This window comes from Dyella sp. OK004 (genome assembly GCF_900114495.1).
Taxonomy (GTDB): Bacteria; Pseudomonadota; Gammaproteobacteria; order Xanthomonadales; family Rhodanobacteraceae; genus Dyella_D.
The window spans coordinates 166390-180147 of the sequence record NZ_FOZI01000003.1; the positions used below are offsets into that span (position 1 = coordinate 166390).

The window sequence follows — 13758 nt, forward strand, 5'->3', positions numbered from 1 at the left end:
ACGGGTGGCCAGTCTTCGTCGTACTTTGCACGGCCGGCGCGATCTGCTCGCGCCGGCCGCTGCATTTCCAGAGCGCTATCCCTGTCTGTTGCAAAGCGTAGTGCGCGGTACGCCGCAGGCGCGCTTCGACATCCTGTTTGCGTTTCCACAGGACAGCCTGACGCTGCATGCGGATGGCTGTCTGGTTGATGGGCAAGGCCAGGAGCGCCCTGGCAAATTTCTCGATGCGCTGGACCACGCCTGGCAGGCCGAGCGCCTGCCGCGCGAGACCGATGACGGCTTGCCGTTCCATGGTGGTTGGGTGCTGTTGCTCGCGTACGAGCTGGCCGGCGAAATTGAACCACGTCTGCATTTGCGCGATCCGCACGAATTGCCCGTTGCTCTCGCATTGCGCTGCCCGGTGGCGGCGATCGTGGATCATACGAACGAAAGCACGGTGCTGATCGCCGAGCCGGGCCACGAAGCACTGCTCGACCAGCTGGAAGTCGATCTCATCGCCGCAGAACCCGTCATCCCTGCCTTGCCTGCGGCAGTGCAGATAGGCGAGGACGACCCGCAACGCTTCCTCGATGGCGTGGCACGCATTCACGAGCATCTGCAGGCCGGCGATATCTTTCAGGTCAATTTGTCGCGCGCCTGGCGTGCGCGCTATGCGCAATCGCCGTCGCCGGCCTCGCTTTACGCTTCGCTGCGAGAGGCGAATCCGGCGCCGTTCGCTGGCTTGTTGCAGCAGCCAGCTTGGGCGGTAGTGAGTTCCTCGCCGGAGCGGCTGGTGGAGGTGCGCGATGGTGTGGCACAGACCCGGCCGATCGCCGGCACGCGCCCGCGTACGCCGTCGGACGACGAACTGGCCCGCATCCGCGAGCTGCGCACGCATCCCAAGGAGCGCGCTGAGCATGTGATGCTGATTGATCTGGAGCGCAACGATCTTGGCCGCGTCTGCGTGCCGGGTACGGTGCAAGTGGACGAGCTGATGGTGGTGGAGAGCTACGCTCACGTGCACCACATCGTTTCCAACGTGCGCGGCCGGCTGCGTGCGGGAGTGACGCCGGGGCAGGTGATCGCCGCGACCTTCCCGGGAGGCACCATCACCGGCTGCCCCAAGGTGCGTTGCATGGAGATCATCGCTGCGCTGGAGGACGCCCCGCGTGGCGCCTACACTGGCGCTCTGGGTTATCTCGATCGCAATGGCGACCTCGATTTGAACATCCTGATTCGCACCTTCACCCTTGCTGGTCAGGACGTGAGCCTGCGCGCTGGTGCGGGCATCGTGGCGGATTCGGTGGCGGAGAAGGAGTTGGACGAGACGCGCGCCAAGGCCCGTGGGCTGTTGCGCGCGCTTGGGGTGGCTGGTTGATGTCCGCACCGCAGGTGCGCATGCTGGTCAACGGCCAGGCAAGCGATGTATTGCCCGCGCTGGATCGCGGCCTTGCCTATGGCGATGGCCTGTTTGAAACCATTCGCTTCGTGGACGGAGTAGCGCCGTTATGGCCGCGGCACATGCAGCGGCTGAGCGACAGCTGTGTACGATTGCTACTGCCGGTTCCCGATGTGGAATCTCTATTGGCGGAAGCCTTGCAGGTCGCACAGGGGTGGGCGCAGGCAGTAGTGCGCATCACTGTCACGCGCGGTCTTGGCGAGCGCGGTTATGCGCTTCCGGTCGTCGTGCAACCTCATCGCGTTGTTGCCGGTTTCGTTGCCCCCGCATGGGCTGCAAATATCTACGCGCAGGGCGTGCGCCTGCGCGTTTGTAACATCCGGCTGGCCGAGCAACCCCGACTGGCGGGCATGAAACACCTCAATCGCCTGGAGCAGGTGTTGGCCCGGGCTGAGTGGAGCGACCCGGCCGTGGCCGACGGTCTGCTTTGCGATACGTCGGGCAGGGTGGTATCGACGACGATGGCCAACCTGTTCGCCGTGATCGATGGCGGCCTGGTCACCCCTTCGCTGGAACGCTGCGGTGTGGCCGGCGTTGCGCGCGCCGAGGTGTTGGCCACGCACGCGGTGCGGGTACGGGATATTGCTCTGGATGAGCTGCGTCACGCCAGCGAACTCTTCCTCAGTTCAAGCGTTCGCGGCATCCTGCCAGTTCAGGCCGTGGCCGATACCGTGTATGTTTCCGGGCCGGTCACCCGTGCCATGCAACGGCATTGGCGCGCCCTGGGTTTTCCGATGGAGCAGGCATGAGTCGACGCACGATGCATGGTCGCGCCTTGTGGCGTGGCGTGGTTCTCCTGGTGTTGCTGGCGATTGCCGGCGCATTGGCCTATGCGTGGCGGGACTACGCTCGTTTTAGTCAGTCCCCGCTCAACGTGGCTGCGTCGGGACAAAGTATCGACGTCGGGCGCGGCAGCAGCTTGAAGGACATCGTGGCGCAGTTGCGGCAGCAAGGCATCAGCACTGCGCAGCCCTTGTATTGGCGCCTGCTGGCCGAACAACTGCGCGTGGCCGGTCGGCTGCATGCAGGCGAATACGCGCTTAGTGCCGGCATGACGCCGCGCGACCTGCTTGCCGATATGGCGGCCGGCAAAGTGCTGCAGCGCAATTTCACTATCGTCGATGGCTGGACTTTCCGCGATCTGCGTCAGGCGCTGGCGAAAGCGGAAAAGCTACGCCAGGACGGCGCGGAACTGGACGATGTTGCGGTCATGCAGAAGATCGGGGCGGAAGGCGAGGTGCCGGAAGGCCGCTTCCTTCCGGAGACCTACGCCTATGTGAAGGGCGACAGCGATCTGGACATTCTCAAGCGCGCTCACACTGCCATGGGCAAGATGCTGGACGCTCTCTGGCCGCAGCGTGATCCGAAGCTGCCGCTGGCGACGCCCTATGACGCGCTGATCCTCGCTTCCATTGTGGAGAAGGAAACCGGTCGCGCCGACGAGCGGCCGCGCATTGCCGGTGTGTTCGTGCGGCGCCTCCAGACGCACATGCTGCTGCAGACCGATCCCACCGTGATCTACGGCATGGGCGAGAGCTACGCGGGCAATATCCACAAAAGCGATCTCACTACCGATACGCCTTACAACACCTATACCCGTTCCGGTCTGCCGCCGACGCCGATCGCCCTGCCGGGCAAGCCGGCGATCGAGGCGGCGCTGCATCCGGCCTCAGGCAGCGAGCTTTACTTCGTTGCGCGTGGCGATGGCAGCCATGTGTTCTCCAGCACGCTGGACGAACACAACCACAACGTTGCCTGCTATCAGTTGAAGCGGTGCCCATGAGCAACAAGCGCGGAAAATTCATCAGCTTGGAAGGCGGCGAAGGCGCCGGCAAGAGCACCTTGCTCGCCGGCCTGCGCGAGCACATCGTTGCGCACGGCATGGATCTGGTGCTGACCCGCGAGCCGGGCGGTACGGAGCTGGGCGAGGCCGTGCGCGCTATCGTGCTGGATCCCGCGCGCCACGGCATGGTGGCTGAGGCCGAGTTGCTGCTGATGTTCGCCTCGCGTGCGCAACTGGTGCGCGAAGTGATCGAGCCCGCGTTGGCGGCGGGGCGCTGGGTGTTGTGTGATCGCTTTACCGATGCGAGCTATGCGTATCAGGGTGGTGGCCGCGGGCAGCCGGTCGAGCGTATTGCCGAATTGGAGCGCTGGGCCACCGATGGGCTTTCGCCGGATCTCACTCTGTTGCTGGATTTGCCGGTAGCGACCGGACGTGCCCGCGCTGCTGGCCGCGGCGAGGCTGACCGCATCGAAGTGGAGGCGGATGCCTTCTTCGAGCGAGTGCGCGAAGCGTATCGCGCGCGCGCCGCCGCGGATCCGGTGCGCTTCCGGGTGATCGATGCTAGCCGAACGCCGACAGAGGTACTGCAGGCAGCCACTGCCGCGTTGGCACCTATGTTTGAGGTGGCGGCATGACGGCAATGCCGTGGCATGCCGAGCATTGGGCGCGCCTGCAAGCGCGGCGCCAGCGCGATGCAATGCCTCATGCACTCTTGCTTTGCGGTCCGGCCGGATTGGGCAAGCGCGATTTCATGCATCGTTTCGTGCGTGGCCTGCTATGCGCGCAGCCAGTGGATGGCGACGCTTGCGGCCATTGCCGCAGCTGCCAGCTGCTCCACGCGGGAACTCACCCCGATGTGGTCGCGTTGAGTTACGGCTTGCGCAAGGACGGTGTCCAGCGCAGTGAGCTCGTGGTGGACCAGATCCGCGGTCTGTCGGCGCGACTGGCCATGTCCAGCCAGTTCGGCGGCTGGCAGATAGCCAGCATCGATCCGGCGGATGCGATGAATGCGGCTGCCGCCAATGCGCTGCTGAAAACCCTGGAAGAGCCTTCGCCGAATACCTTGCTGCTGCTGGTCGCGGACGCGCCGTGGCGTCTGCCGCAGACCATCCGCAGTCGCTGCCAGCGCATCGAGTTCCAGTTGCCACCGCGCGAACAGGCCCTGGCCTGGCTGCAAGCCGGGGGTGTGAAGGATGCCGCTACAGCGCTCGATGCTGCGGGTGGCAATCCCGGCATGGCCAAGGCTTGGTCGGAAGAGGGGGCGCTCGCCCGCCGCCAGGAAGTGCGCGAGGATCTCGCGGCGCTGGCCGCCGGCCGCGGCGAAGCGATGGAAGTCGTGCGTCGCTGGCTGGACAACGAGCCAGGACAGCGCTTGTGGTTTGCCGCTCAAGCGGCGGCAGACGAGGCCAAGGCACAGGCCGGCACGGGGAGCGGTCCGCTTTCCAGCACGCTCGACGCCGAGGCGCTCGGTGATTGGTATATCGCCGCCAATCGGGCGCGCGATGCCTTGCGTGGCCCATTGCGCGGTGATCTGTTGTTGTTGGAGCTGCTCGCGCGCTGGCGCTGAGGCTGCGACTCAGTTGTTCGACTTTTAACAGCGATGCCCTGGGTGATCATTGGGAGTGTGGAGTGGGACCGCATCGTCTCGACGCGAACATCGGACAGCCGTTGATCCCGCTCCGCCGCCAGGCATGGGGGGGAGGCCGGCGGGCGACCTCCGGATTTGTCGCTGTCTCGCCATACCAGGCGGGGAGTACCTCCGCATGTCGTTGAGGCTGGACGCGCAGACGCGCCTGCTGGTGATAGCGCCCCATCCGGATGATGAGTCGATCGCCACCGGTGAGCTGATCCAGCACGTCCGTGCTGCGGGCGGTGCTGCGAACATCCTGTTGCTCACCGATGGCGACAACAACCCCTGGCCGCAGCGCTGGCTCGAGCGGCGCCTGCGCATCGGCGCGGCTGAACGCGAACGCTGGGGGCTGCGTCGGCGTGGCGAAGTGGAGCTGGCTCTGCGCCAGCTCGGCTTGCCGCAGGAGGCGATGCATGCCCTGGGTTTGCCGGACATGGGCGTCACCCGTACGCTGCGAAGCGATCTGCCGGGGATGTTGCGGCACTGGACGGCACGGCTGGATGCATTCCGTCCCAATCTCATCGTGTTTCCCGCGCTGGCCGACCGCCACCCGGATCACAGCGCCGCTCATGTGCTGACGCGACTGGCCGTGGCGCAATGGGAGGGCGGCAGCTCGCGGCTGCTGAGCTATCTCGTTCATGGTCATGCCGAGGATCAGGGCGCACTGGTCCAGCTGGAGACCTCGGCGGATATCCATGGGAACAAGTTGGATGCTTTGCGCCAGCATCACAGCCAGATGGCGCTCAGCGGTGCGCGCATGCACCGCTTGGCAGACCGGCCAGAGCACTACCGCGAGATGGGGATTGCGAGGCAAAGCCTGCCCTGGCAGCCTTCGTCAGTCCTGTGGCCCTGGCTCAAATTGACCGTCGCCGATCGAGGGGGAGTGCATAGTTGGTCCTTGGGTGACGCCCCATTGGAGCGGGACAGGGCGGGGCAGTACGTGCTCCGCTTGCCGGCGCCGGAAGGTCCGCGTTTTGCGAAATTGCACATGGATCTGCCGTCGCCCTGGATTTTTGACCGCTGGGGATGGTGCGAGCTATAGGCGGGCCGGTATGTGAGGCAGCTCCCACGCATCGCCTTTTTCGCTTTACGCCCGGCGCCGCCGCTCGTTACGATGCCGCGCATCGGGCCGTTTCCGCCCACGGCCCGCAGGAGCAGGCATGAATCCGGCCATTGCCGCCCGTCAGGGCATTATTTCGCTGAAGATCAAGGACACGGCCGCGCTCTATAACGCGTACATGCCGTTCCTGAAGCATGGCGGCCTGTTTGCGCCTACGGCGCAGAGTTATTCGCTGGGCGACGAAGTGGTATTGCTGGTGAACCTGGCCGATGAGGGCGAGCGCCTGTCGGTGGCGGGTAAGGTGGTCTGGGTCACGCCAGTGGGCGCCCAAGGCAACCGCACGGCGGGAATCGGGGTGCAATTCAATGACTCCTCCGATGGTGAGGTCGCAAGGGCCCGCATCGAGAACATCCTGGCCGGCATGACCGGCTCGGAGCGTGCCACGCACACCATGTAACGCGTTGTGTTGACGCGACCTTGTCGTGCCTTGCGCGACAAGGTCCATTCCCGTGGCTGCAATTTCGATGCCGGGACGCTGCGAAATAGCAGCCAAGGCTTGTTGTTGTTAAGCGCACTGATACAATGTCCCGATTCCCGAATTCGATCGTGGAAAGTCGGACGCTCGTGGCTTCATCGCGTGCGATCGTGGCTGGATAGCCCATGGCCCTTGTGGGCCTGCCGATCCCAGTTGCCGGACCGTTTACCCCGACGGTCACTGATGCGCCTCGATGGCGCGGAGGTACGTTACATCGTGCTTGCCGAATACTGGCCCATTCTGCTGTTTATCGGCGTCGCCACAGGTTTAGGTCTGGTCCTGCTGGCCATCGGCCTGCTCGCCGGTCCCAGCCGGCCCGATTCCGAGAAGCTCGCGCCCTATGAGTGCGGCTTTGAGGCTTTCGAGGATGCGCGCATGCGCTTCGACGTGCGCTATTACCTGCTGGCGATCCTCTTCATTATTTTCGACCTGGAAATTGCCTTCCTGTTTCCGTGGGCCGTGGTGTTCGACAAGATCGGCATCATCGCGCTCATCGAGATGGCGCTGTTCCTGCTGCTCCTGGTCGTCGGTTTTGCTTACGTGTGGAAGAAGGGAGCGCTGGAATGGGAGTGATCTCCTCTCTTGATCGGGTGATGCATAACCCGCAGCCGTTGAACCTGGTGGACGACATCCTGCGTCCCGCCGGCGACAACCCTGTCATCCAGCGCGGCTTCGCCACCACCAGCGTCGATGCGCTGATGAATTGGGCGCGTACCGGTTCGATGTGGCCGATGACCTTCGGTCTGGCCTGTTGCGCTGTCGAGATGATGCATGCCGGCGCCGCGCGCCTGGATCTGGATCGCTATGGCGTGATCTTCCGCCCGAGTCCGCGCCAGTCCGACGTGATGATCGTGGCCGGCACCCTGGTCAACAAAATGGCCCCGGCGCTGCGCAAGGTCTACGACCAGATGCCCGACCCGAAGTGGGTCATCTCCATGGGTAGCTGCGCCAACGGCGGCGGCTATTACCACTACTCCTATTCCGTGGTGCGCGGCTGCGATCGCATCGTGCCGGTGGACATCTACGTGCCGGGCTGCCCGCCCACGGCCGAAGCACTGATCCACGGCATTCTGCAGTTGCAGAAGAAGATCCGCCGCACCAGCACCATCGCGCGGTCCTGAGGCCCAGCCATGAGCGAAACGCAAATGAACTCGCTGGCCGAGCGCCTATCCGCGCGATTCGGCGACACGCTGAAAATCTCCACTGTCCGCAACGAAGTCACCGCCGAAGTGGCCGCTGCCGATCTGATCGCAGTAGCCAAGGCACTGCGTGACGAATCGGTTTTCAGCTTCGGCGAAATGGTCGATCTCTGCGGCATCGATTACCTTGGCTATGGCCAGACCGAGTGGGATACCGAGACTGTCTCCGGCACCGGCTTTTCGCGCGGTGTGGAAGGCGAGGCGATGGGCCGCTTCAAATGGGCCGACCGTCCGCGCGACGTCAATCAGCCGCGTCGTTTCGCGGCGGTGATCCATCTGCTGTCGATCGAGAACAATCATCGCCTGCGCCTGCGGGTCTTCTGCGAAGACGACTCGCTGCCGGTGGTGCCGTCGGTGACCGGTGTGTGGGCGGGTTCCAACTGGTTCGAGCGCGAGGCGTTCGACCTGTACGGCATTATTTTCGAAGGCCATCCGGACCTGCGCCGCATCCTGACCGACTACGGTTTCGTCGGCCATCCGTTCCGCAAAGACTTCCCGCTGATCGGCAACGTCGAAGTGCGCTACGACCCAGAGCAGAAACGCGTCGTCTACGAACCCGTGTCGATCGAGCCGCGCGTGCTGGTGCCGCGCGTGATCCGTGACGACGCCGACCTGGTGCAGGCCAAGGCCGAAGCCGCCGATAACTGGCGGGAGAATTGAGCATGCAGGAAATCCGCAATTACACGATGAACTTCGGGCCGCAGCATCCGGCCGCGCACGGTGTGCTGCGCCTGGTGCTGGAGATGGACGGCGAGACCATTGTCCGTGCCGATCCGCACGTCGGTCTGCTCCATCGCGGCACCGAGAAGCTGGCCGAGTCGAAGCCATTCAACCAATCCATCGGTTACATGGATCGTCTCGACTATGTGTCGATGATGTGCAACGAGCACGCTTATGTGAAAGCCATCGAAACCCTCATGGGTATCGAAGCGCCGGAGCGTGCGCAGTACATCCGCACCATGTTCGACGAGATCACCCGCATCCTGAATCACCTGATGTGGATTGGCTCGAACGCGCTCGATCTGGGTGCGATGGCGGTGTTCCTGTACGCCTTCCGCGAACGCGAAGAATTGATGGACGTCTACGAGGCGGTGTCGGGCGCGCGCATGCACGCGACGTACTACCGTCCGGGCGGCGTGTATCGCGATCTGCCGGGCAAGATGTCGCAGTACCGCGAGTCGCCGTGGCACAAGGGCAATGACCTCAAGCGCCTCAACAGCTGGCGCGAAGGTTCCATGCTCGACTACCTCGAGGCCTTCACCGCCGACTTCCCGTCGAAGGTGGACGAGTACGAGGAACTGCTCACCAACAACCGTATCTGGAAGCAGCGCACCGTCGGCATCGGCGTGATCTCGCCGGAGCTGGCGCAGCAGTGGGGTATGACCGGCGCGATGATCCGCGGCTCGGGTGTGGCCTGGGATCTGCGCAAGAAGCAGCCGTACGCCAAGTACGCCGAGATGGATTTCGACATCCCGGTGGGCGTCAACGGCGACTGCTACGACCGCTATCTGGTGCGCGTGGAAGAGATGCGCCAGTCCAACCGCATCATCCAGCAATGCGTGAAGTGGCTGAAAGCCAACCCGGGTCCGGTGATGGTGGAGAACTTCAAGGTCGCGCCGCCCAGGCGCGAGGCCATGAAGGAGGACATGGAAGCCCTCATCCATCACTTCAAACTGTTTACCGAAGGCTACGGCGTGCCGGCCGGCGAGACTTATGCTGCGGTCGAGGCGCCCAAGGGCGAGTTCGGCTGCTACCTCGTCTCCGACGGTGCCAACAAGCCGTTCCGCGTGCATCTGCGCGCGCCGGGCTTTGCCCATCTGTCGTCGATCGATCCCATCGTGAGTGGCCACATGCTGGCCGACGTGGTGGCGATGATCGGCACCTATGACCTCGTGTTCGGCGAAGTCGATCGCTGAGCCCGGAGGATAAGAACTCATGAAAGCCACCGGAAATTACGAGCAGGTCAAGAACGTCGACCCGCTTGCCGTACTCACCGAGCACACCCGCCATCACATCGATGAGTGGGTGGCCAAGTTTCCGCCGGATCGCAAGCGCTCGGCGCTGATCCAGGCGTTGTTCGCGGCGCAGGAGCAGAACCAGGGCTTCCTTACCGACGAGCTGATTACTGCCGTCTCGAAGTATCTCGACCTGCCGGCCGTGTGGGCCTATGAGGTCGCCAGCTTCTACTCGATGCTGGAGACCAAGCCGGTCGGCCGCAACAACGTGGCGATCTGCACCAATATCTCGTGCTGGCTCAACGGCGCCGAGGATCTGGTAAAGCATTGCGAGAAGAAGCTCGGCGTCAAGCTCGGCGAAAGTACGCCGGATGGCCGCGTCTATCTCAAGCGCGAAGAAGAATGCATCGCCGCCTGCGCCTGCGCGCCGGCGATGACCGTCAATGGTCACTACCACGAGCGTCTGTCGATCGAAAAGATCGACGAGATCCTCGACGGTCTCAAGTAAGGGCAGGGCGTCATGGCATACGGTCCGGCACCCCAGGAACATCAGGTCGTCTACACCACGCTGCATTTCGACAAGCCGTGGGCGATGGACAGCTACACCCAGGTCGGTGGCTATGAAGCGTGGAAGAAGATCCTCGCCGAGAAGCCCGATCCGAACACGCTGATCGAAGAAATCAAGAAGAGCAACCTGCGCGGCCGCGGCGGCGCAGGTTTCCCGACTGGCCTGAAGTGGTCCTTCATGCCGAAGGGCACCATGCAGAAGTACATCCTCTGCAACTCCGACGAGTCGGAGCCGGGTACCTGCAAGGATCGCGACATCCTGCGCTTCAACCCGCATTCGGTGATCGAGGGTATGGCCATCGCGTGCTACTGCACGGGTTCCACAGCGGCCTACAACTACCTGCGAGGCGAATTCCATCACGAGCCTTTCGAGCACTTCGAAGAGGCGCTGAAGGAAGCTTACGCGGCCGGCCTGCTGGGCAAGAACATCCAGGGCACCGGTATCGACGTCGATATCTACGGTGCGCTCGGCGCCGGTGCCTACATCTGCGGTGAAGAAACCGCGCTGATGGAGTCGCTGGAAGGCAAGAAGGGCCAGCCGCGCTTCAAGCCGCCGTTCCCGGCCAACTTCGGCCTGTACGGTAAGCCGTCGACCATCAACAACACCGAAACCTACGCCTCGGTGCCGGCCATTCTGCGCAAGGGCGCGGATTGGTTCCTGGCGCAGAGCAAGACCAAGAACGGTGGCCCGAAGATTTTCTCGGTCTCCGGTTGCGTGCAGAAGGGCGGCAATTTCGAAGTGCCGCTCGGCACCACCTTTGACGAACTGCTGGAAATGGCCGGTGGCCTGCGTCCGGGTCGCACCCTGAAGGGCGCGGTTCCGGGTGGCGTATCCATGCCGGTGCTGCGCGCCGAGCAGCTGAAGGGCCTGCCTTTCGATTACGACACCTTGCGCGATCTCAAGACGGGTCTCGGCTCCGGCGCCATCGTGGTGCTGGACGACACCGTCTGCACGGTGCGCTTCACCCGCCGCATCTCGCAGTTCTTCCATAAAGAATCCTGCGGACAGTGCACGCCGTGCCGCGAAGGCACCGGCTGGATGCACCGCGTGCTGGACCGCATCGTGGAAGGCAAGGGCACGATGGACGACCTGCATCGCCTGAAGGCCATCGCCGGCCAGATCGAAGGCCACACCATCTGCGCGTTCGGCGAAGCCGCCGCGTGGCCGGTGCAGGGCTTCCTGCGCCAGTTCTGGGATGAATTCGAGTACTACATCGTCAACGGTCGCTCCATCGTCGACGACAAGCTGGGAGCCGCTGCATGAGTGCGCAGCCCGTCAACACCACCGCCCCCGATCTGCTGAACATCGAGATCGACGGCAAGCCGACGCAGATCCGCAAGGGCGCGATGATCATCGAAGCCGCCGATGCGATCGGCGTGTCGATTCCGCGCTTCTGCTATCACCGCAAGCTTCCCATCGCCGCCAACTGCCGCATGTGCCTGGTGGAAGTGGAAATGGGCGGCAAGCCGATGCCCAAGCCGCAGCCAGCTTGCGCCACGCCGGTCGCCGAAGGCATGAAGGTGCAGACCCGCACGGGCACCGCGTTGAAGTATCAGCGCGACGTGATGGAGTTCCTGCTGATCAACCATCCACTCGACTGCCCGATCTGCGATCAGGGCGGCGAGTGCGAGTTGCAGGACGTGGCCTTGGGCTACGGCCGCAGCGTGTCGCGCTACACCGAGCGCAAACGCACCATCGCTGATGAAAATCTCGGCCCGCTGGTCGCTACCGAAATGACCCGCTGCATCCAGTGCACGCGCTGCGTGCGCTTCACCAGCGAGATCGCCGGTACCTACGAGCTGGGTGGCATGAGCCGTGGCGACAACCTGCAGATCGGCACCTACATCGGCAAGACGATCGAGACGGAACTGTCGGGCAACATCATCGACGTTTGTCCGGTCGGTGCGCTCACCAACAAGCCGTTCCAGTTCCAGGCGCGCGCCTGGGAACTGATCGCCAAGCCGTCCATCGGCTATCACGACGCGCTGGGCTCCAATCTGTGGCTGCATACGCGCCGCGGTGAAGTGCTGCGCGCCGTTCCGCGCGACAACGAATCGATCAACGAGTGCTGGCTGTCCGACCGTGACCGCTACAGCCATCAGGGCTTGTATGCCGCAGATCGTGTCAGCGCGCCGCAGGTCAAGCGCAATGGCCAGTGGCAGACGACCACTTGGGAAGACGCTCTTGCCGTCGCCGGCGAAGCGCTGACCAAGGCCCCGGGTAGCGAACTGGGTGTGCTGGTGCATCCGGCCACGTCGAATGAAGAGGGCGACCTGCTGGTGCGCCTGGCCCGCGGCCTGGGTAGCGCGCATGTTGATCATCGCGTGCGCCAGCTCGACTTCGCCGACAACGCGTCCGCGCAAGCCTTTGGCCTGCCGGTGGCCGAGCTGGACCAGGTGAAGGCCGCGCTGCTGGTCGGCTCCGACCTGCGTCACGAGCTGCCGCTGCTGAACCACCGCGTGCATCAGGCGGTGAAGAAGGGCGCCAAGGTTTACGCCGTCAATCCGGCGAGCTTCAACTTCAACTACAAGCTGGCGGGCGAAGAGATCGTCGCGCCGCATGCCATGGTCGATGCGCTGCTGGCGCTGGCCAAGGCGGCGGTCGAAGCCGGTGCCATTGCACCTGCTGCGCTGGCTGCCGCGATCAACAGTGCGAATGCCGATGCCGGTGACCGCGACGCCATCGCCGCGCTCAAGGCGGGCAAAGCAGCGGTGATCATGGGCGAGGCGGCAGTCACGCATCCGCAGGCTTCCTGGCTGCGTGCTGTGGCCCGGTTCATCGCTGAAGCGACGGGTGCTGGTTACAACGAGCTGCCGGTCGGCGCAAATGCGCTGGGCTTGGCTCGCGTCGGCGTGCTGCCGGGCAACGGTGGCCTCGATGCGCAGGCCATGCTGGCTCAGCCGCGCAAGGCCTATGTGTTGTATGGCGTGGAATTGCCGCACGACGTCGCCGATGGTGCCGCTGCCATCAATGCGCTTCATGCCGCTGAGCGCGTAGTGGCGTTCACTGCCTACGCCAGCTCTGCGCTGCGTGAGGTGGCCGATGTGATCCTGCCGATCGCACTGCTGCCGGAAATCGACGGAACCCTGGTCAACGTCGATGGCCTCGCGCAGAGCGTGGCTGCTGGCGCCAAGGCGCCGGGTGATGCACGTCCGGGCTGGAAGGTGCTGCGTGCCCTGGGTGGCGCGCTGAAGCTGGCTGGTTTCGAGTTCGACGATCTGGCTGGTTTGCGCGAAGGCATCGTCGACCGCGCTTCCACGTCGCGCGGAGGTTTGGCTGAGCGTGTCGCGGTTGCCGGTCTCAGCCGCTTGGCTACCTGGCCGATCTATCGCACCGACGCGGTGCTGCGTCGCGCTTCGGCACTCAGCGCACATCCGTTGAACCGTGCGCCAGCCGTGCGCCTCAACACTGCCGAAGCGCAGCGTCAGGGCCTGGCCGATGGCGCCTCGGTGCGCGTCGGCAATATCTCGCTGCCGCTGGTGGTCGATGCTTCGGTGCCGGATGGCGCCGTGTGGATCGAGGCTGCGCACGATCTCACCGCCACGCTGCCGCCTTACGGCGCGGCCATCACTCTGAGCAAGGCGTAAGCA

At 64.2% G+C, this 13758-nt stretch carries 14 protein-coding genes; all 14 read left to right on the plus strand.

Annotated features, from left to right (window positions below):
* Positions 1-4: 4 nt before the first annotated feature.
* The 14 genes from BM338_RS13450 to nuoG all read left to right on the plus strand — a co-directional run bounded on the left by BM338_RS13450 (position 5) and on the right by nuoG (position 13755).
* On the plus strand, positions 5-1357 hold the full coding sequence (locus tag BM338_RS13450; RefSeq protein ID WP_090451458.1) for an aminodeoxychorismate synthase component I: 1353 nt from the start codon (positions 5-7) through the stop codon (positions 1355-1357).
* Positions 1357-2187, plus strand: coding sequence for an aminodeoxychorismate lyase (gene pabC, locus BM338_RS13455; RefSeq protein WP_255367307.1), 831 nt, complete (start codon positions 1357-1359; stop codon positions 2185-2187). The genes BM338_RS13450 and pabC overlap by 1 nt, the downstream gene beginning before the upstream one ends.
* Complete coding sequence (gene mltG, locus BM338_RS13460; RefSeq protein WP_090451460.1) at positions 2184-3221, plus strand: endolytic transglycosylase MltG; 1038 nt, start codon at positions 2184-2186, stop codon at positions 3219-3221. The genes pabC and mltG overlap by 4 nt, the downstream gene beginning before the upstream one ends.
* Positions 3218-3856: a dTMP kinase gene (gene tmk / locus BM338_RS13465; RefSeq protein ID WP_090451462.1), complete on the plus strand. Its 639-nt coding sequence runs from the start codon at positions 3218-3220 to the stop codon at positions 3854-3856. The genes mltG and tmk overlap by 4 nt, the downstream gene beginning before the upstream one ends.
* A complete protein-coding gene (holB, locus tag BM338_RS13470) occupies positions 3853-4788 on the plus strand; it encodes a DNA polymerase III subunit delta' (RefSeq protein ID WP_090451464.1) in 936 nt (311 codons plus the stop codon). Before tmk ends, holB begins: the two co-directional genes overlap by 4 nt.
* Positions 4789-4984: 196 nt before the next feature.
* Positions 4985-5893: a PIG-L deacetylase family protein gene (locus BM338_RS13475; RefSeq protein WP_177229344.1), complete on the plus strand. Its 909-nt coding sequence runs from the start codon at positions 4985-4987 to the stop codon at positions 5891-5893.
* A gap of 118 nt (positions 5894-6011) precedes the next feature.
* Positions 6012-6368 carry a PilZ domain-containing protein gene (locus tag BM338_RS13480; protein WP_090451466.1) on the plus strand — a complete coding sequence of 119 codons (357 nt, stop codon included), beginning with the start codon at positions 6012-6014 and terminating at the stop codon, positions 6366-6368.
* 294 nt (positions 6369-6662) lie between these two features.
* The gene (locus BM338_RS13485) at positions 6663-7019 is read left to right on the plus strand and encodes an NADH-quinone oxidoreductase subunit A (RefSeq protein ID WP_090452529.1); all 357 of its coding nucleotides are present in this window, start codon (positions 6663-6665) and stop codon (positions 7017-7019) included.
* Positions 7010-7567: a NuoB/complex I 20 kDa subunit family protein gene (locus BM338_RS13490; protein ID WP_090451468.1), complete on the plus strand. Its 558-nt coding sequence runs from the start codon at positions 7010-7012 to the stop codon at positions 7565-7567. The genes BM338_RS13485 and BM338_RS13490 overlap by 10 nt, the downstream gene beginning before the upstream one ends.
* Positions 7568-7576: 9 nt before the next feature.
* Positions 7577-8305, plus strand: a complete 729-nt coding sequence (locus tag BM338_RS13495; protein WP_090451470.1) for an NADH-quinone oxidoreductase subunit C — start codon at positions 7577-7579, stop codon at positions 8303-8305.
* Between the two features lie 2 nt (positions 8306-8307).
* On the plus strand, positions 8308-9561 hold the full coding sequence (locus BM338_RS13500; RefSeq protein ID WP_090451472.1) for an NADH-quinone oxidoreductase subunit D: 1254 nt from the start codon (positions 8308-8310) through the stop codon (positions 9559-9561).
* A 19-nt stretch (positions 9562-9580) separates the two neighbouring features.
* Entirely contained in the window at positions 9581-10108 is a 528-nt protein-coding gene (gene nuoE / locus BM338_RS13505; RefSeq protein ID WP_090451474.1) for an NADH-quinone oxidoreductase subunit NuoE, read from the plus strand.
* A 12-nt stretch (positions 10109-10120) separates the two neighbouring features.
* Positions 10121-11431 carry an NADH-quinone oxidoreductase subunit NuoF gene (gene nuoF, locus BM338_RS13510; protein WP_090451476.1) on the plus strand — a complete coding sequence of 437 codons (1311 nt, stop codon included), beginning with the start codon at positions 10121-10123 and terminating at the stop codon, positions 11429-11431.
* Positions 11428-13755: an NADH-quinone oxidoreductase subunit NuoG gene (gene nuoG, locus BM338_RS13515; RefSeq protein WP_090451478.1), complete on the plus strand. Its 2328-nt coding sequence runs from the start codon at positions 11428-11430 to the stop codon at positions 13753-13755. Before nuoF ends, nuoG begins: the two co-directional genes overlap by 4 nt.
* The last annotated feature ends 3 nt before the right edge of the window (positions 13756-13758 follow it).